At 60.1% G+C, this 25,620-nt stretch carries 17 protein-coding genes; 9 read left to right on the forward strand and 8 right to left on the reverse strand.

Translation table 11 applies throughout. The features are described 5' to 3' along the window. Positions 1 to 33: 33 nt before the first annotated feature. Entirely contained in the window at positions 34 to 1,404 is a 1,371-nt protein-coding gene (gene argA, locus ACSOSP_RS00655) for an amino-acid N-acetyltransferase (RefSeq protein WP_455308995.1), read from the reverse strand. A 1,267-nt stretch (positions 1,405 to 2,671) separates the two neighbouring features. Between argA and hrpA the strand changes: the two genes are divergently transcribed. Further along, a complete protein-coding gene (hrpA, locus tag ACSOSP_RS00660) occupies positions 2,672 to 6,802 on the forward strand; it encodes an ATP-dependent RNA helicase HrpA (protein ID WP_455310787.1) in 4,131 nt (1,376 codons plus the stop codon). Between the two features lie 61 nt (positions 6,803 to 6,863). On the opposite strand, the gene ACSOSP_RS00665 is transcribed toward hrpA, so the two are convergent. Continuing rightward, positions 6,864 to 7,412, reverse strand: coding sequence for an outer membrane protein assembly factor BamE (locus ACSOSP_RS00665; protein ID WP_455308996.1), 549 nt, complete (start codon positions 7,410 to 7,412; stop codon positions 6,864 to 6,866). A 90-nt stretch (positions 7,413 to 7,502) separates the two neighbouring features. Then, positions 7,503 to 10,136, reverse strand: a complete 2,634-nt coding sequence (locus tag ACSOSP_RS00670; RefSeq protein WP_455308997.1) for a YadA-like family protein — start codon at positions 10,134 to 10,136, stop codon at positions 7,503 to 7,505. 573 nt (positions 10,137 to 10,709) lie between these two features. Here ACSOSP_RS00670 and ACSOSP_RS00675 point away from each other — a divergent pair. From ACSOSP_RS00675 to ACSOSP_RS00690, 4 genes are all read left to right on the forward strand, one after another. Beyond that, on the forward strand, positions 10,710 to 11,723 hold the full coding sequence (locus ACSOSP_RS00675) for a YVTN family beta-propeller repeat protein (protein ID WP_455308998.1): 1,014 nt from the start codon (positions 10,710 to 10,712) through the stop codon (positions 11,721 to 11,723). A gap of 86 nt (positions 11,724 to 11,809) precedes the next feature. Then, a complete protein-coding gene (locus ACSOSP_RS00680) occupies positions 11,810 to 12,835 on the forward strand; it encodes a sterol desaturase family protein (RefSeq protein ID WP_455309000.1) in 1,026 nt (341 codons plus the stop codon). Between the two features lie 165 nt (positions 12,836 to 13,000). Continuing rightward, positions 13,001 to 13,858, forward strand: coding sequence for an EI24 domain-containing protein (locus ACSOSP_RS00685; RefSeq protein ID WP_455309001.1), 858 nt, complete (start codon positions 13,001 to 13,003; stop codon positions 13,856 to 13,858). Between the two features lie 22 nt (positions 13,859 to 13,880). Continuing rightward, complete coding sequence (locus ACSOSP_RS00690; RefSeq protein ID WP_455309002.1) at positions 13,881 to 14,693, forward strand: competence/damage-inducible protein A; 813 nt, start codon at positions 13,881 to 13,883, stop codon at positions 14,691 to 14,693. 22 nt (positions 14,694 to 14,715) lie between these two features. Here ACSOSP_RS00690 and ACSOSP_RS00695 read toward each other — a convergent pair whose 3' ends face one another. Beyond that, positions 14,716 to 15,180 carry a rhodanese-like domain-containing protein gene (locus ACSOSP_RS00695; RefSeq protein WP_031363869.1) on the reverse strand — a complete coding sequence of 155 codons (465 nt, stop codon included), beginning with the start codon at positions 15,178 to 15,180 and terminating at the stop codon, positions 14,716 to 14,718. 364 nt (positions 15,181 to 15,544) lie between these two features. On the opposite strand from ACSOSP_RS00695, the gene glnA reads away from it, so the two are divergent. The 3 genes from glnA to ntrC all read left to right on the forward strand — a co-directional run bounded on the left by glnA (position 15,545) and on the right by ntrC (position 19,920). After that, positions 15,545 to 16,960, forward strand: a complete 1,416-nt coding sequence (gene glnA / locus ACSOSP_RS00700) for a type I glutamate--ammonia ligase (protein ID WP_047896391.1) — start codon at positions 15,545 to 15,547, stop codon at positions 16,958 to 16,960. Positions 16,961 to 17,127: 167 nt separating this feature from the next. After that, on the forward strand, positions 17,128 to 18,273 hold the full coding sequence (gene glnL / locus ACSOSP_RS00705; RefSeq protein WP_455309003.1) for a nitrogen regulation protein NR(II): 1,146 nt from the start codon (positions 17,128 to 17,130) through the stop codon (positions 18,271 to 18,273). 141 nt (positions 18,274 to 18,414) lie between these two features. Next, on the forward strand, positions 18,415 to 19,920 hold the full coding sequence (gene ntrC, locus ACSOSP_RS00710; RefSeq protein WP_455309004.1) for a nitrogen regulation protein NR(I): 1,506 nt from the start codon (positions 18,415 to 18,417) through the stop codon (positions 19,918 to 19,920). 182 nt (positions 19,921 to 20,102) lie between these two features. Here ntrC and xth read toward each other — a convergent pair whose 3' ends face one another. The 3 genes from xth to ACSOSP_RS00725 form a co-directional block, all read right to left on the reverse strand. Then, a complete protein-coding gene (gene xth, locus ACSOSP_RS00715; protein WP_455309005.1) occupies positions 20,103 to 20,879 on the reverse strand; it encodes an exodeoxyribonuclease III in 777 nt (258 codons plus the stop codon). A 166-nt stretch (positions 20,880 to 21,045) separates the two neighbouring features. After that, complete coding sequence (locus ACSOSP_RS00720; RefSeq protein WP_031363874.1) at positions 21,046 to 21,339, reverse strand: addiction module antidote protein; 294 nt, start codon at positions 21,337 to 21,339, stop codon at positions 21,046 to 21,048. Beyond that, complete coding sequence (locus tag ACSOSP_RS00725; protein ID WP_455309006.1) at positions 21,336 to 21,644, reverse strand: type II toxin-antitoxin system RelE/ParE family toxin; 309 nt, start codon at positions 21,642 to 21,644, stop codon at positions 21,336 to 21,338. The genes ACSOSP_RS00720 and ACSOSP_RS00725 overlap by 4 nt, the downstream gene beginning before the upstream one ends. Positions 21,645 to 21,941: 297 nt before the next feature. Here ACSOSP_RS00725 and ACSOSP_RS00730 point away from each other — a divergent pair, with 297 nt between their 5' ends. Beyond that, a complete protein-coding gene (locus tag ACSOSP_RS00730; protein WP_455309008.1) occupies positions 21,942 to 23,216 on the forward strand; it encodes an amidohydrolase family protein in 1,275 nt (424 codons plus the stop codon). 98 nt (positions 23,217 to 23,314) lie between these two features. Here ACSOSP_RS00730 and ACSOSP_RS00735 read toward each other — a convergent pair whose 3' ends face one another. After that, positions 23,315 to 25,447 carry a M3 family metallopeptidase gene (locus ACSOSP_RS00735; protein WP_455309009.1) on the reverse strand — a complete coding sequence of 711 codons (2,133 nt, stop codon included), beginning with the start codon at positions 25,445 to 25,447 and terminating at the stop codon, positions 23,315 to 23,317. Positions 25,448 to 25,620: the final 173 nt, after the last annotated feature.

The raw sequence follows: 25,620 nt of genomic DNA on the forward strand, positions 1-25,620 counted from the left end.
GCCTGCAGCCGGACGAACACGCCTCGAAATAAGTTAGAGCTGCTTCATCAGCACAAGCGATTTACGTTGCCAGTTGTAAAGCCGGCGGCGGTCTTCGGGCAGGTCGTCGACGGTTACCTTCACGAATCCGCGTTTGAGAAACCAGTGCTCGGTGCGCGTCGTCAGCACGAAGATATGCGTGAGGCCACGCGCCCGTGCGCGTTGCTCCACGCGTTTCAGCAAGCGCTCACCATCGCCGGAACCTTGCGCTTCGGGCGAGACCGTCAGGCAAGCCATTTCCCCAATACGCTCCTGCGTGTACGGATAAAGCGCCACGCAACCGAAAAGCACGCCATCGTGCTCGATCACCGAGAAATGGTCGATATCCCGTTCGATCTGGTGCCGGCCGCGGCGCACAAGCGTGCCGTCCATTTCCAGCGGTTCGATCAGCGTCAGGATCCCGCCGACGTCATCCGGCGTGGCTTCACGCAGGCTTTCGAGATTTTCGTACGAGATCATCGTGCCGACGCCGTCGTGCAGGAACAATTCGAGCAGGATGCTGCCGTCGAGCGCGTAGGGAATGATGTGCGCCCGTGCCACGCCGCCGCGGCATGCGCGAATGGTGTGCTTAAGATAAAACGCCGCGTCGCCTTGCAGTTCGCCGCTTTCGTGCAGACGGTACGCATCGTCCAGCGACATTTCGCGCACCAGTTCGCCGTTTTCATCCACTAGACCGGGGGTTTCGGTCAGGAAAATGATCTTGTCGGCGCGCAGTGCAATGGCCGCCGCGGACGCCACATCTTCCATCGACAAATTGAACGCCTCGCCCGTCGGCGAAAAACCGAGCGGCGAGAGCAAGACGAGTTTGCTGCTGGTAAGCGAATGGCGAATGGAATCGCCGTCGATCTTGCGCACCACGCCGGTGTGCTGGAAATCGACGCCATCCAGAATGCCGACCGGCCGCGCTGTCACAAAATTGCCCGATACCACGCTGATGTGCGCGTGCGCCATGGGCGTGTTCGGCAAGCCCTGGCTGATCGCCGCCTCGATGTCGAGGCGTACTTCGCCGGCGGCTTCCTTCGCGGATTCGAGCGCGCGGGCGTCGGTGATTCGCAAACCGTGCGAAAACTCCGATTCCACACCGTGCAGGTTCAGTTGTTCTTCCACCTGGGGTCGCGAACCATGCACGAGCACGACGTGGATACCCATGGCATGGAGCAGTCCGACGTCCTGAACGAGCGCGTTCAGGCGTCCTTCCTGCACCAGTTCGCCGCCGAACGCGACCACGAAGGTCTTGTTTCGGAACGCGTGAATATAGGGTGCGACTGAGCGCATCCATTCCACGAACTGGCCGTGTTCATCAGGCGCTTCAGGCTCGGTCGAAACCGGCGGAGGCGCGGCGGGGAGGTCGGTTTGAGAATTCATGCCGGGATTATAATGCCGCGCTATGCCGAATGTTTCCAAACGTCCCGCCGATGCGGACAAGCTCGACCCCCAGGAGCAGTTGAAAAAGCTGCGTGAAGCGCTGCTGCGCGATGCAGCGGCGCGCGAAAGCGATGGCGAAAATGACGCCGGAGGCGGTGCCGAAAGCGCCGCGAATCGCAAGAAGGAGGCCGCCGCGCGGCGGTTCGCGGGGGCATCGGGGGCGGGTTCGGCTCCCGGTTCCGGTTCCGCTGCGGGTCCGGCGGCCGGTCAGCACGCATCGAAAAAAATTATTCAGAAGGGGATGGGGGTTTTGCCTTCGTCCCCTCCTTCCCGCACCGGGCCGAAAGGGTCGCCCAGTTCATCTTCTCCTGTTTCGACTTCGCCCTCACGGCCAGGTCCGGCGCGAAAAGACGAGCGTGGCGGTGCGGTGACATTGTCGTCGCTGTCAGCGCTGGCCTCGTTGTCCTTGACGTCCGGCAAGGTGAGCGCCCCGAGTGCCCAGGCCCCCGTTGCCGTGTCAGAGCGGCGCGCTGAAAGCCCGACGGTCCGTGTCGGCACTCAGGATGCCGGATCGACGGTGAAACGGGCCGAAGCGGTGAAGACACCCAAGACGCCCCTGACATCGACGGCGACCCGGGACGACCGTGTATCCGCAGGTAGTTCGAAAAATCCGGGCGTTGGAAAAAGCGACGCTAACGTACCGCGCGGTGACCGCGTGTCCCGAGCGGGGTCGGGGCAGCGAAACCCTGAAACGAAAGCGCAAACCGTGGCGACTTCCAGTGGTCCGGCAAAAAAAGCGGCCGAAGGGTCAGCTTCAGATACCGATATCCGGCCGCAAATCGATCAGCGCAAGCCGCGCGCTCATAGGCCAGCCGATGGTCCTGCACAACAAGCCAGCGAAAGCGAGCGTCCTGCGCACGGCGCAAATGTTCGACTTACACAGGACTCCCGTGCACGTGAACGCACCGATATCGTGCAGCGGGCGATTGGACCGGACGTCGACACGGCGAACAATCAAGGCGAGCGAAAACGGGGCGGCTCGGACAGCACGAAGCAAGGTAATGCGGAACGGTTATCGACAGCATCTGTCACGGGGCCAGAGGCAACCGCGCAAGATCAAGGTCTTTCGGCGACATCGTCCGGACTGCCGGTTGAAAAACCGCAGGCGCAGCGAGCCGAGCGCGAAGCAACAGACGGCGCGCCACAACGCGCGGCCACGCAACCCGGGCGATCCCACGCACAAGCGCGGAACCGCGCGGAGCCGGTCGTGAACAACGCTCGCCAGCCGAAAGACGGACGCACACCGGACAATGCGCAACAGCTCGGCCGGCCTGAACGCGAGCCCAAGCGAATTACCGCGCGTTCCCAACCTGACAACGCCGCCCGACCCGACGCTCTTTCGCAACCCGACGTCGCTGGACGAGCCGAACGCACTCAACCCGGTTCTCCACGCCCCGACGCTGCCCCCAAACAGCGCGACACCCCGCGCCCGCGTCGCGTAGTCGAACCGAACCCCATCCCGCCGATCCGTTTCCCCGAGATGCTGCCGGTTTCCGCCCGGCGCGACGAAATTGCTGACGCGATCCGGGCGAACCAGGTGGTGATCGTCAGTGGTGAAACGGGTTCCGGCAAAACGACGCAACTCCCGAAAATCTGTCTCGCGCTGGGGCGCGGCTTGGGTGCGGGCGGTACCGGGCTGATCGGCCATACGCAGCCGCGACGGATCGCGGCATCGGCGACGGGACGGCGGATCGCGGAAGAGCTCGGTACGCCGTTCGGCGAAGTGGTCGGCTACAAGGTCCGCTTCACCGACAACCTGTCGCCCGGCGCATCGGTGAAGCTGATGACCGACGGCATTCTGCTCGCCGAGACGCAGACCGATCCGCTGCTCGCCGCGTATGACACGATCATCATCGATGAAGCGCACGAGCGCAGCCTGAACATCGATTTCCTGCTGGGTTATCTGCGCGAAATTTTGCCGCGGCGGCCGGATTTGAAGGTCATCGTGACATCGGCGACTATCGATGCTGACCGGTTTGCGCGCCATTTCGGCAGCGATGAAAAACCCGCGCCGGTCATTGAAGTGAGCGGGCGCTTGTATCCCGTTGAAGTCCGGTATCGGCCGGTGGAGGAAGAGAGCGCGGCGGTGAAGTCGGCACAAGGTCCGACGCCGGGCCAGCAGCAAAAAGACCGGCCGGAGCGTCCGAAGACCCAGCGCGAAAACGATCGCGACCTGATGGAAGCCATCGTCGACGCCGTCGATGAACTCTGCCGCGAAGGTCCGGGCGACGTCCTCGTATTCCTCCCCGGCGAGCGCGAAATCCGCGACGCCGCCGAGGCGCTGCGCAAGCACCATCCGCCGCATACCGAAATCCTGCCGTTATTTGCACGTCTCTCCGCCGCCGAGCAGGAGCGTGTGTTCAAGACGTCGAACGCACGGCGGATCGTGCTTGCGACGAACGTCGCGGAAACGTCGCTGACGGTGCCGGGGATTCGCTACGTAGTCGATACCGGTCTTGCTCGCGTCAAGCGCTATTCGTATCGCAACAAGGTTGAGCAGTTGCAGATCGAGCCGATTTCGCAAAGCTCGGCGAATCAGCGCGCGGGGCGTTGCGGGCGCGTGGCCGACGGCGTGTGCATCCGTCTCTACGAAGAAGACGACTACAACCTGCGCACGCGCTTCACCGATCCGGAAATCCTGCGCTCGTCGCTGGCTTCGGTGATCTTGCGGATGAAATCGCTGCACCTGACGGCTATCGAGACATTTCCGTTCCTCGAACCGCCGCCGGGCCGAGCCATTGCCGATGGTTATCAACTGCTGAACGAACTCGGCGCCGTCGATGACGATAACGCCCTCACGCCGCTCGGTCGCGAACTCGCACGCTTGCCGCTCGATCCGCGCGTCGGCCGGATGATTCTTGCCGCGCGCGACCATCAGTCGTTGCGCGAAGTGTTGATTATCGCGAGCGCGTTGTCGGTTCAGGACCCGCGCGACCGGCCGATCGAGGCGCAGGAGCAGGCTGACCAGGCGCACAAGAAATTCGCCGATGAGCGCTCCGAGTTCCTTCAATGGACGCGGATGTGGGCATGGTTTGAGGACGCGATCGCGCACAAGAAGTCGAACAAGCAGCTCACCGACGCTTGCCGCGCGAACTTCCTGAATCACGTGCGTCTGCGTGAATGGCGCGATGTGCATTCGCAATTGCTCACGGTCGTGCGCGAACACGGCTGGCGGCTGAACGAATCCGAAGCCACTTTCGAGCAGATTCATCTCGCGTTGCTGACGGGCTTGCTCGGCAACGTGGGTCTCAAGGCCGACGACGAGCCGTATTACCTCGGCGCGCGCGGCATCAAGTTTTACCTGTGGCCGGGTTCGGCGTTGCTGAAGAAAGCCGGGCGCTGGGTGATGGCGGGCGAACTCGTTGAAACGAGCCGGCTGTATGCGCGATGTATCGCGAAGATCGAGCCGGAATGGCTTGAGCAGGTCGGTGCACATTTGCTGCGTAAATCGATTTCCGAGCCACATTGGGAAAAGAGGGCCGCGCAGGTGGCGGCGTTCGAACGCGCAACGCTGCATGGCCTGACGGTCTACGCGCGACGTCGCGTGAGTTTCGGCAAACAGGACCCGGTGCGTGCACGCGAGCTGTTTATTCGTGGTGCGCTGGTCGACGGCGAATTCGAAACCAAGCTGCCGTTTTTTGCGCATAACCGCAAGCTGCTGGCGGATATCGAGCAACTGGAACACAAGTCGCGTCGCCAGGACGTGCTCGTCGATGATGAACTGATTTTTGGTTTCTACGATTCGCTCGTGCCAAAGGGCATTTACTCCGGCGCGGCGTTCGAGCGCTGGTATCGCGACGAAGAGAAGAAGGGCGAATCGTCGGCGAGGTTGCTATTCCTCTCCCGCGACGACCTGATGCGTCACGAAGCCGCCGGTGTCACGACCGATCTGTTTCCGAAACGGATGACGATGGCCGGCATCGAAATGACGCTGACTTATCACTTCGAGCCCGGTTCTCCGCGCGATGGCGTGACGCTGACCGTGCCGCTGTTCGGCCTGAATCAGGTCGATGCACGCCGCTCCGAATGGCTCGTTCGCGGCATGTTGAAGGAAAAAATACAGTTGTTGCTGAAATCGCTGCCTCAGAAACTACGGCGGCATCTTGTTCCGTTGCCTGAGTTCTCGGCCGGCGTGGTCGAGCGGCACAGCGGCAAGACGTTCGGCGCGGGTGGTTTGCTCGAAGCGTTGATTGCGGATATCCGCGAGCAAACGCAAATCGCGATGAAACCATCGGACTTCAAGCTCGAAACGTTGCCGGCCCATTTGTTCATGAACTTCAAGGTCATCGACGAACACGGGCGGCAGCTCGCGATGGGCCGCAATCTGGCGCAGTTACGAACTGAGCTTGGCGGCCAGGCGCAGCAGCATTTTCAAAAGCTGGCAGCAGGCGCGACTTTGGATGGCAGCAACGACGCTGCGGCTCCGGTGACGCGGAGCGCTTCGACATCCGATTCTTCCGGGTCCAGTTCCAGTTCCAGCACCGCGCTGTACGAAAATCTGACCACGTGGGATTTCGGCAAGTTGCCCGAGCTGCTCGAAATTCGACGACGTGGCCAGACGCTGTTCGGCTATCCGGCACTCGTCGATCGGGGAACGCATTGCGACGTCGAGGTGTTCGATTCGCCAGAAGAAGCCGCACGGATCCACCGGGCGGGTTTGCGTCGATTATTTGGCTTGCAGTTGCGCGAGCCGATCCGTTATCTCGAACGTAATCTCGGCGGGTTGCGCGAAATGTCGTTGCAATACATGGCGCTCGGCACGCAGGAAGACTTGCGCGATCAGATCATCGAAACGGCATTGGATCGCGCGTGCCTGCAAGATCCGCTTCCAGACAACGACGTGGATTTCCACGCGCGGCGTGATCAGGGTAAGAGCCGGCTCACGCTTCTCGCGCAGGAAATTGCGCGTCTGGCAGGGCTGATCCTCGCGGAATACGCGGCGGTAGCGAAGAAATTGACGCAGGCGAAGTCGTTTGGCGCACCGTACTCGGACTTGGTTGCGCAGTTGAACGCGTTGATCGGCAAGCGGTTTGTCATCGATACACCGTACACGCAGTTATCGCACTTTCCGCGTTACCTGAATGCGATGGCGTTACGAATAGAAAAGCTGAAAGCCGATGCGGGTAGAGACGCGCGCTTGTCGGCGGAGATTGCGCCGCTGCTGCAAAACTATCAGCGGGCGATTGCGCAACGGGGCGGGGTGGCGGACGCGCGACTGAGCGAGTACCGATGGCTGCTGGAGGAATTGCGCGTATCGCTTTTTGCGCAAGAACTTCGCACGCCGATGCCGATATCGGTGAAGCGGTTATACAAGGTGTGGGAATCGATGCAGCGGTAGGGCAAGTAGAAAGCGCGAGACTTGGTTGATACCAAGCTCGCGCTTTTCGGCTTCTACAAGATTACTTTGCCGCGTCGCTTGAAGGCTGGACTTCGAGACTCAAAGGTTCGCCCGACAGGACGACGGGCTCGGCGTTGACCGCGCCGCTTGCCTGCGTGCTCACCGGGGTCACCAGATATTTCTGCCATTTGCCACCGACGAGCGTTTCCACGTTGTCGCCGCATTTACGATAAAAATTACGCGCTTCGTCAACCGATGTGAACACGGCCTTCAACTGACACACCATTTGCGGAGTGCCGGCGTCGTTCGTCACGTTCAACACGTAGTCCCATTCGCGGACACCAAAGAACCCTTCCTGAAACTGCGGGCGGCCGAGAAGAGCGGCGATCTGGTTCTTGGTCATGCCGGGTTTGAGCTTGCGCAGAGCTTCGGTCAGCGGATAGCTGCCGCCGGGATTTGACGCCGATTCGGCCGCCGGAAAGACCAACTGGTCCTGGCTGCCGTCACTGGAGAGGCGGCTGCCGGTGCCGCAGCCCGACAGCAAAACGGCAACGGCGAGCGTGGCGGCGAGGGGCAATGCGCGCGATGCTTTGCGGAGTGTGAAGTTCATCTCTTGATCTGATTCCGTTGTTTTCATTGATTCGGTGCCGCGAGGCTCATACAGCTTGCCCGCGACACCACCTCTGGATGACGCGCTGGCTTACCAGTGCATGCCGGCGCCGACCGACACGCCGAATTGACCGCGCGTGCTTGTCGTACCGCTGACCTTGTAAGCCCAGATGCCGTTTTCGGAGAGTTGCGACACGCCGATTGCGACCGCCGATTGACCGCCATAAGTACCGCCGCCCAGGGCTACCATGCCCCGGCCTGGCAATACCGCTTGCGGCAAGCCTGCAACAGCGAGTGCCGACGCCGTGCCGGCGTACGCATCGCGTCGCGTGCCTTCTGTTTTCGAGTCGGTGTAGTCGTTGGCCTGCTTCAACGTGCTGCCGGCGCTTTGGTTCAACTGGTTCAGGTTGACCGCGTCGGTGCCTTGAGTGCCTGCCGCAACGTTCGTGATCTGACGTTCGCCGCCTGCGGTACCGACTGAGACTGTATTTGCGCGATCCGCGACCGAATTCTGACCAAGAGCGACGGCGTTGTCGGCGGTAGCTTGAGCGCCGTTGCCCATGGAAGCGGAACCGGCGCCGCTTGCCAATGCGTTCTGGCCGAGTGCTGTTGTGTTGGCAGCGGTAGCTTGAGCACCGTTGCCCACGGCAACCGAGCCGGTACCGCTTGCCAAAGCGTTCTGGCCGAGTGAGGTCGCGTTGTCAGCAGTCGCCTGAGCGCCGTTGCCCATTGCAACCGAACCGGCGCCCGTTGCCGATGCTTTGGCGCCTACCGCAACGGCCAGTGCGCCGGACGCGGTTGCTGCGTCTACGTCGCGGGCGCCATCGGCGCTGAACAAGGGGTCGCTGGCGTCGATAACCGCGTTATTCACGGCATTGGTCACGGCGGTATTCACGGCGTTGGTGACTGCATCGCCGACCGATGCGTTGACCTGACCGATAGCGTCGTTCAACTGGCCGACATTCACTGCGTCGGTCGTGTCTACGCCGGCGGCGACGTTGTGAATGGCTGTGCCGCTGTCGCCTTCCAACGTCACGTTGCCATGATCGACCGAGCCGTCGGCATTACGGTCATATTTGACGTTGCCCTCAGTGCTGGCGGCAACGGCAGCTTGCGCTTGATCGCTCACGGCTTGCAACTGGGAGACGTTGACAGCGTCGTCACTAGCCGCGCCGGCAGCCACGCCGCCGATCGTGCGGCCACCGACATTGACTTGACCCGTTGATGATTGCGGCGCGGTCAAACCGAACGCGTTATAGCCGGATTGCGGGCCTTGCGTGGTGGCTGAACCGGCTCCAAGCGCGACGCCATTGTCATGGCTCGAGATAGCGTTGTTGCCGATCGCGATTGAATTCGCATACGCCGCATTGGCAGAGGTGCCGATCGCGATTGCGTTTTCGCCTACGGCGTTGGCGTTATAACCGGCAGCGAACGAGCTTGCGCCTTGTGCCTGAGCCGCGTTGCCAATGGCAACTGACTCCGATCCCGCTGCCGTTGCTTTGCTGCCAACGGCGACGGCATTCTCTACCGCCGCCGAATTTCCGCCTACGGCCACAGCGTTGTCTTGCGTGGCGTTGGCGAACGATCCGACCGCAACGCTATCAAGTCCACCGGCGTTAGCTTGGGTGCCCAAGGCGCTGGATTGCACGCCCGACGCTGTCGCGTTCATACCGAGGGCGGTGGAGCTGACGCCGCTTGCGGTAGTAGCAGGTCCGACGGCGACGGCATTATCCTGCGAGGCGCTGGCGAATGATCCGACGGCAACGCTATCAAATCCACCGGCGCTGGCCTGGACGCCCAAGGCGCTGGATTGCACGCCCGAGGCTTTCGCGTTCTTGCCGAGTGCGACGGAACTGACAGCACTTGCGGTAGCGGCGGGTCCTACGGCGACGGCGTTTTCAACCGCCGCCGAATTTCCGCCTACAGCCAGAGCATTGTTCTGCGAGGCGTTGGCGAATGATCCGACGGCAACGCTATCAAGTCCACCGGCGTTAGCTTGTGTGCCCAGCGCGCTGGATTGCACGCCCGAGGCCGTTGCGTTCATACCGAGGGCGGCAGAGCTGACGCCGCCTGCGGTAGCGGCAGGTCCGACGGCGACAGCATTCTTGACCGCTGCCGAGTTTCCCCCCACAGCCACAGCGTTATCCTGCGTGGCGTTGGAGTACGATCCAACCGCAACACTGTCAAGTCCAGCGGCGTTGGCCTGAGTGCCCAAGGCGCTGGATTGCACGCCCGAGGCCGTAGACGAATCTCCGACGGCGGTGGAATGGGCCTTGGATGCTGTTGAATCGTTGCCGATCGCTGTCGACTGTTGCACGTTGGCTTGTGCATTCGATCCGACCGCCGTTGCATGCGTAGCCGCAAAGGAGTCCGAGCCGACGGCGACTGAATTGCTGCTATTGCCGGTGGCGTTGAATCCGACAGCAACCGAGTGATCCCCCGCCCTTGCAAGGGATCCTGCTGCGGTGGCGGCGTCTCCCATCGTCGATGCTGTCGCGCCCGCCGCAACGGAGTCGGCGCTGGAGGTGTCGCCCGCAGCGACCCACTGGTCGACGACTTGCGCATGAACCCCCGAACCGGCCACCAGGCCACCGATCATCGCCACTTGCACCATAACCAGCTTACCCGCCGACGATGACCGCTTGGTCTTCGACTTCGACGTCTCGGAAGCCGCGACCCATGTGCCGGAAGACTCATTCCAAACTGCTTTGAAGATTCTATTCATGAAAGAAGGATGTCTAACAATTTGACAAATACATGTCGGGTTGATCGATGGAGCATCGCTCCCGTGCTTGCCTGAATCAACAGGAATGCATTGGGGTGCGCCGGCTCCTTGGAACGAGGAGCTCCCGCCTCGCAAATTCTGGCCCGCTCGGGCGTCGGACAGCCTTCCTGCATTGATACGCTTCGGACTCAGAAGCTCGGGATGATCGCGGTTATTGAGTTTGCGAAACACGCGATCTTTCCTAAAAACGGACGAGGATCGATATTTATTATTCGGATTGCAAACTAATTGAAAATTGAATGGAATTTTGTCGCGTCATTGGCGCGAGGTGATTTTGACCGGGAGCGTTGTCGCTGCGTGTTCCGCCGTGTTCCGCCGTGTTCTCAACCCGCTGGTCGACCGCTCTCAATTCACTGCTGATCGGTACGTTCCGGATTGCGATCACGACGCTTCAGGAGGGAGGCCGTCGCATTTGTGCCGCAGACGCCAAAAAACGCGGAAAACCCGTTCTGGATCAATCTTCGAACGGTACAAACGTTCTACAATGGCCGCTGTTTTCCGACTTGAGCTTTCATGCGTAACTCTTTCTCTATTCGTCTCGTTCGCGCGTCCGCCGCCGGCGCTGCAATGATCGTCGCCGCCTTGTCCTTGTGCGCGCCTGCGCGCGCCAACAACGTCATCGTGCTGAATTCCGGCGAGGCTACGCTTAGCCTCATTGACCAGACCACTCATCAGGTCGTTTCCACCATCCCGACGGGCAAGGAGCCGCATCACCTGATGGCGACGCCTGACAACGCGTCGCTGATCGTGGCGAACTCGGTGTCGAACAACCTGATGTTCGTCGACCCGAAGACGGGTAAGCCGCAGCGCTGGGTGGAGAACATCGAGGATCCGTATCAGGTCGGTTTCTCGCCGGACAAGAAGTGGTTCGTCTCGACCGGCTTGCGGCTCGACCGCGTGGATATTTACCGCTACGACGGCACGAATATTTCAATCGCGAAGCGCTTGCCGCTGGCGGTCATGCCCAGCCATATCGCGTTCACGAATGACAGCAAGACGGCATTTATTTCGCTGCAGGTTTCAGGTGAGGTCGCGGCGATCGACCTGGCGACCCAGACGATCAAGTGGAAAATGAAGGTCGGAAAGGTGCCTGCCGGCCTCTGGATGACGCCCGGCGACAAATATCTGCTGGTTGGCATGACCGGCGCCGATTACGTAGCGGTTGTCGACTGGCAGACTCAGAAGGTGGTCAAGACCATCAAGACAGGCAATGGCGCGCACAATTTCCGCTCGCTTGCGGACGGCAAGCATGTGGTTGTGTCGAACCGTGTGGCAAGTACGATCAGCATCATCGATGAAGACGCGCTGACCAACGTGGGCGACATCACCGGCCTGATGCCGGGACCCGACGACATGGAACTTTCCGCCGACAAACGCTATCTTTGGGTTACGTTCCGGTTCGCGAAGCATATCGGCATCATTGATATGACCAATCGAAAACTCATTCAAACGATCGCTGTGGGCCGGTCGCCGCACGGCATCTACTTCTTCGATCGTGCGCCAGTTACCGGGCCGAATGGCGGGTAGGCGGGCGCGAAGGGCAGGGGAGAGCAAAATCTCCCTGTGCATGAATCACGGAACGACCAGTAAGCGGCACCCAGTAACGGAGCACCATGTTTCATTCGATCTTCTCCCTTTTCGACAGCCTCGTCTCGACCCTGCAGACGTGGCTTTACATCGACTTGGTGCAGCCGTTCATGTTCAAGGTCGGCTTGATGGGTTACGACGAGGACACCTATGACGCGCTGTACTGGGTGATCGTCGGCGTGGTGGAAGTGCTCGCCATGTACGCTATCCTGCGGCCGCTGGAAGCGTTGCGGCCCGCTGAGAAGTGGCCAGATCGCAAAGGCGTGCGCGTGGATGCGCTCTACACATGGATCGTCAAGCTCGGAATCCTGAACCTGTTCTTTTTCTTCACGTTCCAGCCGTTTTTCGATGGTTTTCAAGGCTGGCTGCGACTGCACAATATCGCCAACATCGATCTCGACAATCTTTGGCCGGGCGTGACTTCGCAACCGCTCGTCGCGTTCGTGATCTATCTGATCGTGCTCGATTTCGCCGGCTATTGGTATCACCGGATGGAGCACCGGATCGGCATCTGGTGGGAGTTGCACGCGGTTCATCACAGTCAGCAGAAAATGTCGCTGTGGACGGACGATCGCAATCATTTGCTCGACGACATTTTGCAAGCCGGGTTCTTCGCGACCGTGGCGCTTGTGATCGGGGTACAGCCGTCGCAATTCGTCGTGCTTGTCGCGATCACCAACCTGATGCAAAGCGTCCAGCACGCCAATATCCGGGTGCATTTCGGCTGGCTTGGCGAGCGCCTGCTCGTGAGCCCGACGTTCCATCGGCGGCATCACGCGATCGGCTATGGTCACGAAGGCACCACGTACGGATGTAATTTCGGCGTGCTGGTGCCATGGTGGGACATGATTTTCAGGAGTGTGTCGTGGAATCGCGAACTCGAGCCGACCGGCATTCGCGATCAACTGGCCGTTGCAGATAAGCCGGGCCGTAATTACGGCGATGGTTTCATCGAGCAGCACTGGCTCGCATTCAAACGCATTGCGGAGCGCATCGTGTCGCATAGGGCCACTCGCGCGCCCGGTTCAGATTCGGACGCCGCAGCGGTCTGAGCGCATCGGCGTTCTCGTTCGAATCGGGCTGTCGTGCCTGAACCCTTGTCGCCGGCCTCGCGCCGGCGAAGTTGATTTTGGTTCCAGCGTTAGCCATTCGGACGAGCAGCGCACGCAGTGCCCGGTGGTTTATCCTGTCCTCTTTACTCTTCGGATCACTTTTGCATGAATGACTTGTTGCGTTCGTTCGTGCGCGCGCTCGCGAACGCTTTTCATCCGAGAATGTTGTGGCTGACATTCATGCCGTTCGCCGTGGCGACCGTTGCTTGGGGCGCTGTCCTGTGGTTTTTCTGGCAAACGCTGACAGGCGCTGCGCGTGACTGGCTCGACGGCTGGGCGTTCACGTCCGCCATGTACCGGCTCTTCGATTCCATCGGTTTCTCGTCGCTACACGCGGTGATCGCACCGTTTTTCATCGTGATCATGGCGATTCCGTTGATCGTGGTGACCATTTTGCTGCTTATCGCGACGCTTTCGATGCCTTCGGTGATCAAGCTGCTGACACGGCGGCAGTACGCGTCGCTCGAAATGAGACGTGGCGGTTCCTGGTACGGCAGTCTCGGACATTCAGTCATCACGACAGTCGTTTGTCTGGTGCTGTTGGTCGTGACACTGCCGCTGTGGCTGATCCCGCCGTTTTTCGCCATCATTCCGCCCGTGTTATGGGGCTGGCTTACCTATCGCGTAATGACGTATGACGCGCTCGCGTTGCACGCGAGTGCTCAGGAGCGGCGGGCTATCGTGCGGCGTGCGCGCTGGCCGTTGTTCGGTATCGGCGTGATCAGTGGTTTGCTGGGGTCCCTGCCGACCATGCTGTGGGCGTGGTCGGTCTGGCTGCTGCCGTTGTTTCCGGTCGTCGCGGCGGCGACCATCTGGATCTATGCGTTTATTCTTGTTTTTTCGGCGCTCTGGTTTGCGCACTATTGTCTGCACGCGCTAGAGCGCCTTCGGACGGAAACCAACGCTGCGTCGCCTCCGCTGAGCGGCCCCGAAGCGTCGGCCGAGTTGCGAATTTCCGGCTAATTTTCAAGATCAGGGAGCATTCATGGGCTTTGGCGTGATCATCATTGGCGACGAGATTTTGTCCGGTCGAAGGACCGACAAGCATCTGCCAAAAGTTATCGAATTGTTGTCGGCGAGGGGGCTGTCGCTGGATTGGGCGGATTATATTGGCGATGACCGGGAGCGCATCACGGCCACGCTGAAGCGGGCGTTTGCATCGGGCGATATTGTGTTTTCGACCGGCGGCATTGGCGCCACGCCTGATGACCACACGCGCCAGTGCGCAGCCGCAGCGGTCGGCGTGCCGCTCGAGCTACATCCGGAAGCGGCCGAACTGATTCGCGCGCGAATCAGGGAAACCGCCGGCGACAAGCCGGTCGATCTCGACCTCCCGGAAAACCTGCATCGCCTGAACATGGGGACGTTCCCGAAAGGCGCGACCATCATCCCTAACAGCTACAACCGGATTCCCGGCTTTTCGCTCGGGAATGTTCATTTCGTGCCCGGCTTTCCGGTCATGGCATGGCCCATGATCGAATGGGTGCTGGATACCAAATATGCGGGCCTTCATCACGCTACGCCTTACGTCGAGCGCTCAGTGCTGGTCTTTGGGTTGCCGGAGTCCCGGATCACGCCGCTAATGGAAGCAATCGAGCGTGACTTCGCCGGCGTGCGCGTATTCAGCTTGCCAAGCGTTGGCGACTCGGCGCGCGGAAAGGTGTTTGAGCGTGCGCACATCGACTTGGGCGTGAAGGGCGAGCCCGAAGCGGCGCACGCCGCGTTTGCCAGATTGCGCGAAGGTGTGAGCGCGCTCGGCGGCGAGATAGTGGAAATCGAGCCGGGCGCGGCGGTTTAACAAAGTGACCGGTGGTTTCTCTTCAGGCGCCAATCCACGGCAGGCCACGAAAGCACCATCCCGACACGGTTTTGCGGTGGCCTTGTGAGTCTTTATCGCCCTCGAAACCTTCAAGCAGGTCGAAGGCCTTGGTAAAGCCTTCCTTTTGAGCGACGACCGCCGCTAGTTTCGAGCGAGCGGCGCTGCGGCAAAGAAACAGGATTGGCGTATCGGGCGTGGCAATCTCACGTAGCTGCTGGAGAAAAGCGGTGTTCGGCACGGAGCCCGGATATTGAATCCACTCGACATGCGAGTACTGCGCGGTGTCAATGGCGGGACGGCCGATCCAGTCGAGCTCGGCGCGCGTGCGAACGTCAACCAGACGCACAGATGGATCGAGCTGCAAAAGCTCGAAGGCTTCGGCGGGCAGAACGGCGCCAGCATAGGGCAACTGGTCCTGTTCAGCGCGACCGGTGGCCTTTGCGTACAGCTGTTCGAGCGTGCTCATGGGCGAGGTCTCCAATCGGACATTTTAATCAGGCATTCTAGCGCGCTGATAGCGTGTGTCACCGGGGGAGACCGCCGCTTTCGGAACGCATCAGGTTGGTGCGAGGCGTTCAAATCGCCCTGAATCAGTGCTAACGTTACGGGTTGCATCTGTATATGCACCGAATGTGTGCATAGTGGTGCTGCCTGGATCAGGTAAGCCCTTTGAAGGCTAATGGTGCTTCCCCGAAAAAGCGCGCAGCTTCAATCGCTTAGCGCAACAATGGTGCACTTGGCATGGAAGCTGCTTTTGACTCTGCCGATGGTTTCGAATCGGTTAGGCGGCGAATGGGTGTTCGTCGATTTTGTTAATCAGGAGATAGGTAATGAGCAAATCCGTGGCCGACGTCATGCAACTCGTCAAGGACGAGGACGTCAAGTTTGTCGACTTCCGTTTCACCGACACGCGCGGTAAAGAGCAACACGTTTCGGTGCCGGTCTCGGCATTCGACGAAGACAAATTTGAAAGCGGCCACGCTTTCGACGGTTCGTCTATCGCCGGATGGAAGGGCATCGAAGCATCGGACATGCTGCTGATCCCGGATGCTGACACCGCGTTCATCGACCCGTTCTATGAAGAGTCGACACTCGTGATGTCGTGCGACGTCGTGGAACCGTCGGATGGCAAGGGCTACGAGCGCGATCCGCGTTCGCTGGCAAAGCGCGCTGAAGCCTACCTGAAGAGCTCGGGTCTGGGCGACGCCGCTTTCTTCGGCCCGGAGCCGGAATTCTTCATTTTCGACTCGGTGCGCTGGAGTGCGGATCAGTCGGGCTGCTTCGTCAAGGTCGGTTCGGAAGAAGCACCGTGGTCGTCGTCGATGGAATTCGAAGGCGGCAACACAGGTCACCGTCCGGGTACGAAGGGTGGCTACTTCCCGGTCTCGCCGGTCGACACGTTCCAGGACATCCGTTCAGAAATGTGCCTGTTGCTCGAGCAGATCGGCATTCCGGTCGAAGTTCACCACCACGAAGTGGCGGGCCAGGGCCAGAACGAGATCGGCACCAAGTTCTCGACGCTGGTTCAGCGCGCTGACTGGACGCAACAACTGAAGTACATCGTCCAGAACGTGGCGCACACGTATGGCAAGACGGCGACGTTCATGCCGAAGCCTATCGTTGGCGACAACGGTTCGGGCATGCACGTTCACCAGTCGATCTGGAAGGACGGCAAGAACCTGTTCGCCGGTGACGGTTATGCAGGCCTGTCGGAATTCGCGCTGTTCTACATCGGCGGCATCATCAAGCATGCTCGCGCGCTGAACGCGATCACGAACCCGTCGACGAACTCGTACAAGCGCCTCGTGCCGCACTTCGAAGCACCGGTGAAGCTCGCTTACTCGGCGAAGAATCGCTCGGCTTCCATTCGCATTCCGCACGTGTCGAACCCGAAGGGCCGCCGCATCGAAACGCGTTTCCCGGATCCGATGGCGAACCCGTACCTGTGCTTCTCGGCGCTGATGATGGCCGGTCTGGATGGCGTGCAGAACAAGATCCACCCGGGCGAAGCAGCGGACAAGAACCTGTACGACCTGCCGCCGGAAGAAGATGCAAAGATCCCGACCGTGTGTTCGGGTCTGGACCAGGCGCTCGACGCGCTCGACGCTGACCGTGAGTTCCTGACGGTCGGTGGCGTGTTCACGGATTCGATGCTCGACGCGTATATCGAACTGAAGACGACCGAATTGCAGCGCTATCGCCAGGCCGTACATCCGATCGAGTTCGAAATGTACTACTCGCTGTAAGCGCATTACATGGCGTGCGCGCTTCTCTGGTTGCCGTATTCTGGAGAAGCGCGCCGCGTGATGCGAAGCAGAAGGGTCGAATGAACCAAAAAGGGACGGCGTGCCGTCCCTTTTTTTAATCGCCGGCACTTCTCCTGGCAAGTTTCAAGACGGGGTCTCACTGCACGATGGTTCTCAAGAATCTCATCAAGGCGAGAAAGAGTCCTCCCGACAATTCCTTGTCCGACGATGCCACGCTCGTCGCTACTCATCTGTTGCCGGGCATGGAAGCGCTGCCCACGGTCGTGCTCGTGCTCGACAAGTTGAGCCTCAAGATCGCTTTTGCGAATCCGTCGGCTGAAGCCATGCTTGAGCGATCGCGCAAGCAGCTGGCTCAAACTTCATGGCCGGAACTGTTCGCCAATGCAGACGAACTGGTGGCGACCATTACGTCGATTGCCGATCATCGTTTCAACGCAACGCATCTCGACGCCGTGCTGGAGCGTCCCGGCCGCGAGCCGCTGCACGTTCACGCGATTGTCGCGTATCTGGAAGTCGCACCGAATTATGTGCTGCTCGAACTATTCGAGAACGAGCGGCATTTGAAGACCGACCGCGAGGAGCGCATTCACGATCTGACCGCGGTCAACAAGCAACTGATTCGCAATCTTGCGCATGAAATCAAGAATCCGCTCGGCGGCATTCGAGGCGCGGCGCAACTGCTCGAGTTCGAACTCGGCGCGCGCGAACGCGACGAATTGCGCGAATACACGCAGGTGATCATCAAGGAATCGGATCGGCTGCAAACTCTGGTTGACCGGTTGCTTGAGCCGCATCGGCATCCGCATATTGTTGGCGACGTGAATATCCACGAAGTCTGCGAACGCGTGCGGGCCGTGATTCTTGCAGAGTTTCCGCGTGGCCTCACGCTTGATCGCGATTACGACGTGAGCGTGCCCGACTTGCGCGGCGATAAAGAGCAGCTTATCCAGGCGTTGCTCAACATCGTGCGCAACGCGGCCGAAGCGCTGCGCGAGCGTATTTCACAAGGTGATGCAAGGATCGAGCTGCGTACGCGTATTGCGCGCAAAGTGACGATTGGCAAGCGCCTGCACAAACTGGCACTGGACTTGCATATCACTGACAACGGTCCCGGCATCCCGGAAGACATACGCGACCGGATCTTCTATCCGCTCGTGTCCGGGCGTGAAGATGGGAGCGGCCTGGGTCTTACGCTCGCGCAAACTTTCGTGCAGCAGCATGATGGATTGATCGAAGTCGAAAGCAAACCAGGCTGCACCGAGTTCACCATCTTGTTGCCGTTCGAAGGTTGAGGACGCCGATGAAGGATCGACGCACGAAAGCATGGAGTTAAGGATGGATCACGAGGGTTCATCGACATCTAGAAAAGCGCTAGTGCGCCTGACCGTTTCGACGGGCTTATACCGAACCACAAAGACATCTCGCCGAACTATATGAAGCCGATCTGGATAGTAGACGACGACCAATCCATCCGCTGGGTGCTTGAAAAAGCGCTCGCAAGAGAGAACTTCGCCACGCGCAGTTTTTCCGGCGTCCGGGATGCGCTGACCGCGCTCGAACAGGAAAGTCCGCAAGTGCTTGTGTCCGACATCCGCATGCCGGGCGGTTCGGGACTCGACTTGTTGCAGACCGTGCGCGACAAGCTGCCCGGCTTGCCGGTCATCATCATGACGGCGTTCTCCGATCTCGACAGCGCCGTGGCTGCGTTTCAGGGCGGCGCGTTCGAGTATCTGGCGAAGCCGTTCGATGTCGACAAAGCCGTTGAACTGATCCGCCGCGCCGTTGACGAAAGCATGCGCGGCGAAGCAGCCTACGACAACAGCGTCACCGAAACGCCCGAGATGCTTGGTCAGGCGCCGGCGATGCAGGACATGTTCCGCGCGATCGGCCGTCTGTCACATTCCGCCGCCACTGTGCTCATCACGGGCGAATCAGGCACCGGAAAGGAGCTTGTCGCGCGTGCGCTGCACCGACATAGCCCGCGCGCGAACGGGCCGTTCATCGCGTTGAACACCGCCGCAATCCCGAAGGATCTGCTTGAGTCCGAGCTGTTCGGCCACGAGCGTGGTGCATTTACGGGTGCGCAGGCGATGCGCCAGGGACGCTTCGAGCAAGCTGAAAACGGCACCCTCTTCCTCGATGAAATCGGCGATATGCCGTTCGATCTGCAGACGCGGCTGTTGCGTGTGTTATCCGATGGGCAGTTTTATCGCGTGGGCGGACATAACCCTTTGAAGGCGAACGTCCGCGTGATCGCGGCGACGCATCAGAATCTTGAGTCACGTGTGCGGCAAGGGTTGTTTCGGGAGGACTTGTACCATCGGCTGAACGTGATTCGGTTGCGTTTGCCCGCGTTGCGCGAGCGTAGCGAGGACATTCCGTTGCTCACGCGGCATTTCCTGCAGAAGAGCGCACGCGATCTGGGTGTCGAACCGAAGCGCGTGTCGGAAGATGCGCTTGGGTTTTTGGCATCGCTACCGTTTCCTGGCAATGTTCGGCAACTCGAAAACCTGTGTAACTGGCTGACCGTGATGGCGCCGGCGCAGACCATCGAGCAAAAGGATTTGCCGCCGGACCTCACGCCGACTCAGGAATACGCCGGTGAAAGCACGGCGCTCACAGCATCGGCTGTGGAAATGGGCAGCGGATCGAATGCGGCGCTGTCTGGTGGCGTTGGCACTTTGCCGGCTTCGCTTGGTACGCCGCCCGCCGGCGTTCCCGCGAGCGTGTGGGAAAACGGCTTGAGGACCGAGGTCGCGCGATTACTTCGCGAAAATACCGCCGATGTCATGGACGAACTCGCGCGCAGATTTGAAGCCGCAGTGATTCGCGAGGCGCTCGACTTTACGCGCGGCCGGAAAGTTGAAGCGGCCGAGCGACTGGGGATTGGCCGCAATACGATCACACGCAAGATTCAGGAGTTGCACCTGGACGCTTGATGTGGTGGATGGTGGATGATGGTGGAGGGCGTCTCTGTCGACGCTCTCGCCGCGGTTCTTCTTCACAGCAGCCTCAAGCCTTCACGCGTCAGGTTTCAAACTTCAAGGCGAGACATGACGAAGTCGCCTGGGCGCTTGTCACGGCTTTCGCCTTACCGCTCAGCTGTGAGACCACGTCCTATTCAGCTAATTGTCGCGATCACCGGTGCGTGATCCGACGGCTGTTCCCACTTTCTCGGCACTTTGTCCACTTCGCATGCCGTGCATCGTGACGCGAGTTCCGCCGTGACCAGGATGTGATCGATGCGCAGCCCCGCGTTTCGCCGAAACCCGAGCATCCGATAATCCCACCACGTGTAAAGCTTCTCGGGCTGCTCGAACATGCGGAAGGTATCGGTGAGTCCGAGTTCAATTAGCTGCACGAAATGCGCGCGTTCTTCGGGAGAGACGAGGTTCTGGCCTTCCCACGCTTTCGGGTCGTGGACGTCGCGATCCTCCGGCGCGATGTTGTAGTCCCCAAGCAGGGCGAGTTGCGGGTACGTCTTCATCTCACCTTCGATCCAGTCCCGCAACGCTTCGAGCCAGCGCATCTTGTAGGCGAACTTTTCGGTACCCGGCGCCTGGCCGTTGGGGAAGTACGCCGAGATGATCCGCATACCTTCGATGGTCGCCGCAATCACGCGTTGCTGCGGGTCCTCGAACGCGGGGATATTGCGTACGATTGTGGTCTCGTCGACCGTCAGCGTGTCGCGTACCAGAATGCCGACGCCGTTATAGGTCTTCTGGCCGGCGAACCAGCTTTTGTAGCCGACGGCCGCGAGTTCGGCGACGGGGAATTTGTCGTCGGTGAGCTTGAGTTCCTGCAAGCACAACACGTCAACGCCGCTTGTTGCCAGCCAGTCGATCACATGCTGTTGGCGGACCTTGAGGGAGTTGACGTTCCAGGTGGCAATTTTCATTTGATTAGTGCGGAGATTGACTCTCGTCAGTGATGAGCTGTAGGCGCGAATCTGCAGGCATGGATACTAAGCTGTCGGTCTTTCGGCGTCATAGGCCCGATTGATTGAAGCATGGGTGCAGCTACCTGAGCCGCAGGCCATAAACCGTCGCCATCAAGAAGGGGTGTTAGTGATGTACCGGCACGGCGACGAGTTTTACTCCCAGCGCAGCGGCCACTTTCTGGATGGTTTCAAAGCGGGGTTTTGCGCCTTCGGCCAGCGACTTGTACAGGCTTTCGCGCTGCACGCCTGCTTCGGAGGCAACTTTCGACATACCGCGTGCTTTCACGATATCGGCAAGAGCCGACAGGAGAATGTCGGAATCGCCGGAGGCAAGCGCCTCGTTCAGATAGGCCGCGATGGCCTCTTCGCTATCGAGATAGTCGGATGCTTCGAAAGCTGAAATGTGAGTCGAGTTCATTTTCGTTCCTGTCTGATTTGCTGCCACATGGTCTTCGCTCGGGCGATATCGGATGCCTGCCTTTGCTTGGTTCCCCCGGCCAACAGCAGATAAACGCTCGAGCCGTCGCGCACGTAATACACACGATAGCCCGCGCCGGTGTGAATCCGCATTTCCCACACGCTGCCACCGACGTCATGACAATCGCCAAAATTTCCCAACGCGGCGCGTTTGATCCGGACCAAGATGGCGGCTCTTGCCAACACATCAGTCACGCCCAACAGCCAGACCGAAAAGTCGCGCGTTTGATTGATTGTGTTCGTCATGCGTGTGGATCCCAGATAACGTTAAATGGGATGCCTTGATGAACTGTATCCCATTGGATACGAAAATTCAAGGCATCATTCGAATGTGATGATTTGATCCTGTTCACACGGCAAATCAGCAACGGAGTGACTCGAACCAAGTGACCCCGGCTATCCATCGTGCGAGTGGAGTTGTCACTGTGACCGGTAGACCGAACTTGCTGAAGTCAACCGAATGGCTAACGTGGGCCGTGGTCTGAAAAACGTGCTTTCTATCCCGCTACAATCATCGAAACACTTGGGCAAGAGGACAATTCCATGGACCTGATCATTCGACGCGCGGCGCTTGCGGATTCCCGCGATCTGGTGGATATCGGCATCGAAGGCGGGCGTTTCACCGCGATCGAACCGCGGCTCCCCGCCACCGCGCAGGAGGAGATCGATGCCGCCGGTTCTCTTGTCACCGCGCCGTTCGTCGATGCGCATTTCCACATGGATGCCACGCTGTCCTACGGTTTGCCGCGCGTGAACGCGTCGGGAACGCTGCTGGAGGGGATCGCGTTATGGGGTGAGCTGAAGCCCGGGTTGACGCAAGACGCGTTGGTCGATCGGGCCATGCAGTATTGCGACTGGGCCGTCGCGCGCGGCCTGCTCGCGATTCGCTCGCACGTGGATGTCTGCGATCCGCGTCTGCTCGCCGTGGAGGCTCTGCTCGAAGTGAAGCGCCGTGTGAAGCCGTATCTGGACTTGCAACTCGTTGCGTTCCCGCAGGATGGCGTTTTGCGCAGCAAGGGCGCGTTCGAGAACCTGAAGCGTGCGATATCAATGGGCGTCGATGTGGTCGGTGGCATTCCGCATTTCGAACGCACAATGGCCGATGGCGCCGAGTCCGTGCGTCTTCTGTGTGAGTTCGCGGCGCAGAAGGGGTTGCGCGTGGACATGCATTGCGACGAGTCGGACGATCCAATGTCGCGGCACATAGAAACCTTGGCAGCCGAGACACATCGGTTGGGAATGCAGGGACGTGTCACGGGTTCGCATCTCACCTCGATGCATTCGATGGACAACTACTACGTGAGCAAGCTGATCCCGTTGATACGCGATTCCGGCGTTGCCGCGATCGCGAATCCGCTGATCAACATCACCCTCCAGGGCCGGTCCGACACCTACCCCAAGCGTCGAGGCATGACGCGTGTGCCGGAGTTGATCGCTGCAGGCGTAGACGTAGCGTTCGGCCACGACTGCGTGATGGACCCGTGGTACAGCCTGGGCTCGGGCGACATGCTGGAAGTGGCGCACATGGGTTTGCACGTCGCGCAGATGACGGGCACCGAGGCCATGCGCGCGGCCTTCGATGCAGTGACGACGACGCCGGCGAAGATCCTCGGCATAGAAGGGTACGGGATTGCCGTGGGCAACAACGCGGATTGCGTGGTGCTGGACGCGCGCGATCCGGTTGAAGCCATTCGATTGCGTGCAGCGCGTACAGCTGTCGTTCGCCGTGGCAAGGTGGTGAGCCGAGCGCCGGCAATGCGGGCGAAACTCAGCCTGCAAGGGCGGCCTGAGGAAGTGAGTTTCCGGCTGGATCGATAAGACGCAAGACCAGAAGAAAGCCGCATAAAAAAACCGTTCCAACTTGCGCTGGAACGGTCTTCTTCAATCACTCAAACACCGAGGCCCCTGTCATTGCGTCAATGCGCTGCCTCCGGCGACATGCCGTTGTGCCGCAACAGCGCATCGATATTCGGTTCCCGTCCGCGGAATGCCTTGAACGAGTCCATCGCCGGCCGGCTGCCGCCCACTTCAAGAATTTCGCGACGGTACCGAATGCCCGTTGTCGCATCCAGCACGGACCCGCCGGCAAGCGTTGCGGCTTCCTCGAACGCGGCATACGCATCCGCCGACAACACTTCCGCCCACTTGTAGCTGTAATACCCCGCGGCATACCCACCCGAGAAAATATGGGTGAACGTATTGGTCCATCGGGAAAAAGGCGCTTGCGGCACGACGTGAAAACGCTCGTTGATCTCACGCGCGAAGTCGTTGACATTCGTCGTGCCGGCGGGATCGTAGTCGCTGTGAAGCTGGATATCGAACATGGAGAGGACGATCTGGCGCAACGTGCCCAGACCGCTCTGGAAGTTCTTCGCAGCCAGCATCTTGTCGAAGAGTTCGCGCGGCAGCGTGGCGCCCGTGTCTACGTGAGCGGACATGTCGGTGAGGACGTCCCACTCCCAGCAGAAGTTCTCCATGAATTGCGACGGCAATTCGACCGCGTCCCATTCCACGCCGTTGATACCCGATACCCCGAGTTCATCGACACGCGTCAGCATGTGATGCAGGCCGTGCCCGAATTCGTGGAACAGCGTGATGACTTCGTCGTGAGTAAAGCACGCCGGCTTGCCGCCAACGGGCGCCGAGAAGTTGCAGGTCAGATACGCGACGGGTGTTTGCACGCCGCCTTCACGGCGTTTGTGCCGCGAGCGAGCGTCGTCCATCCAGGCACCGCCGCGTTTGCCTTCGCGTGCATACAGGTCCAGATAAAACTGCGCGACAAGTGAACCGTCCTTGTTTTCGACGCGGAAAAAGCGCACTTCCGGATTCCAGACGGCGGCTTCATCGCGACGGATGGACACGCCGAACAGCGTTTCCGTGACCTTGAACAAACCCTTCAGCACGGCCTCTTGCGGGAAATACTGCTTCACTTCGTTTTCCGAGAACGAATAGCGCTGCTGGCGCAGGCGTTCGGCGGCGAAGGTCGAGTCCCACGGCTGCAATTCCGGCATGCCGAGTTCGGTCGCGGCAAAGGCACGCAGTTCCATCCAGTCCTTTTCCCCGTGCGGGCGTGCGCGCACGGCCAGGTCCTCGAGGAACGTGATTACCTGTGCCGGCGATTCCGCCATCTTCGGCGCAAGCGATACCTCGGCGAAGTTCTGATAGCCGAGCGCGTGGGCTTCTTCCGCACGCAGCTTCAACTGTTCGACGACGTTCGCCGTGTTGTCCCACTCAGCCTTGCCGTTGCCGTAGTTCGGGCCGAGTTCAGACGCGCGCGTGACATAGGCGCGGTACATTGCTTCACGCAACGGCCGATGTTCGGCGTACTGCATCACGGGAAAATACGAGGGGAAATGCAGCGTGAACTTCCAGCCCTCGCGGCTTTCTTTCTGCGCGGCTTCGCGCGCCGCTTCAATCACATCTTCCGGCAAACCCGCGAGTTCGCTTTCCTTGGTCACCAGATACGAAAACGCGTTGGTGGCATCGAGGACGTGATCGGAGAATGCCTTCGATAACGCCGCCTGTTCTTCCTGAACGCGTGCAAAACGGGGCTTTTTATCTTCGGGTAATTCCGCGCCCGACAAACGGAAACCGCGCAACTCGTTGCTGAGCATTTTCTTCTGCTCGACAGAAAGCGACGCGTGTTCTTCGCTTGCCGCAATCGCCTTGTATTTTTCGTAGAGCGCCAGATTTTGCCCGACGCTCGCCGAGAACTCCGTCACGCGCGGCAAATTCTCGGCGTGCGCGGCACGCAATTCAGGGGTATCGGCGACGGCATTCAGGTGGCCGATCACGCCCCACGCACGCGAGAGCCGTTCGCTCGCGCGTTCCACGCTTTCCACGATGTCTCGCCAGCTCGCCGGCGTCTCAGGCGCGCTGGCGTGATCGACGGCGGCTTTTGCATCCGCGAGCAGGACGTCGAGTGCCGGCGTCACGTGTTCCGGCTTGATGTCGCCGAAACGGGGCAGGTCGGAGAAGTCGAGCAGGGGGTTGCCTGGGGACTGGGCCTGAGCTTGATTCTCGGTATTCGATGATGTCGAACTGGACATGACTCTCCCGGTCTCGGATAAAAATGGATGCAATGACGAATGTGACGCCGCGCCTGACACAGCGCGCGATGTCGACGGTTGGGCTATTCAGTATTGTGGGGACGCCTCTGCCGATTCTCAAATCGATTCTGGCTAAGGCCGTGATTTACCCGATCGGCGTGCCGACTGAGTCA

This window comes from Caballeronia sp. KNU42, assembly GCF_053760385.1.

Bases quoted from the DNA above. Each gene is read 5' to 3' on its own strand.
- argA (WP_455308995.1), bottom strand. From the start codon at position 1,404: ATGAATTCTCAAACCGACCTCCCCGCCGCGCCTCCGCCGGTTTCGACC.
- ACSOSP_RS00665 (WP_455308996.1), bottom strand. From the start codon at position 7,412: ATGAACTTCACACTCCGCAAAGCATCGCGCGCATTGCCCCTCGCCGCC.
- ACSOSP_RS00670 (WP_455308997.1), bottom strand. From the start codon at position 10,136: ATGAATAGAATCTTCAAAGCAGTTTGGAATGAGTCTTCCGGCACATGG.
- ACSOSP_RS00675 (WP_455308998.1), top strand. From the start codon at position 10,710: ATGCGTAACTCTTTCTCTATTCGTCTCGTTCGCGCGTCCGCCGCCGGC.
- ACSOSP_RS00680 (WP_455309000.1), top strand. From the start codon at position 11,810: ATGTTTCATTCGATCTTCTCCCTTTTCGACAGCCTCGTCTCGACCCTG.
- ACSOSP_RS00685 (WP_455309001.1), top strand. From the start codon at position 13,001: ATGAATGACTTGTTGCGTTCGTTCGTGCGCGCGCTCGCGAACGCTTTT.
- ACSOSP_RS00690 (WP_455309002.1), top strand. From the start codon at position 13,881: ATGGGCTTTGGCGTGATCATCATTGGCGACGAGATTTTGTCCGGTCGA.
- ACSOSP_RS00695 (WP_031363869.1), bottom strand. From the start codon at position 15,180: ATGAGCACGCTCGAACAGCTGTACGCAAAGGCCACCGGTCGCGCTGAA.
- glnA (WP_047896391.1), top strand. From the start codon at position 15,545: ATGAGCAAATCCGTGGCCGACGTCATGCAACTCGTCAAGGACGAGGAC.
- glnL (WP_455309003.1), top strand. From the start codon at position 17,128: ATGGTTCTCAAGAATCTCATCAAGGCGAGAAAGAGTCCTCCCGACAAT.
- ntrC (WP_455309004.1), top strand. From the start codon at position 18,415: ATGAAGCCGATCTGGATAGTAGACGACGACCAATCCATCCGCTGGGTG.
- xth (WP_455309005.1), bottom strand. From the start codon at position 20,879: ATGAAAATTGCCACCTGGAACGTCAACTCCCTCAAGGTCCGCCAACAG.
- ACSOSP_RS00720 (WP_031363874.1), bottom strand. From the start codon at position 21,339: ATGAACTCGACTCACATTTCAGCTTTCGAAGCATCCGACTATCTCGAT.
- ACSOSP_RS00725 (WP_455309006.1), bottom strand. From the start codon at position 21,644: ATGACGAACACAATCAATCAAACGCGCGACTTTTCGGTCTGGCTGTTG.
- ACSOSP_RS00730 (WP_455309008.1), top strand. From the start codon at position 21,942: ATGGACCTGATCATTCGACGCGCGGCGCTTGCGGATTCCCGCGATCTG.
- ACSOSP_RS00735 (WP_455309009.1), bottom strand. From the start codon at position 25,447: ATGTCCAGTTCGACATCATCGAATACCGAGAATCAAGCTCAGGCCCAG.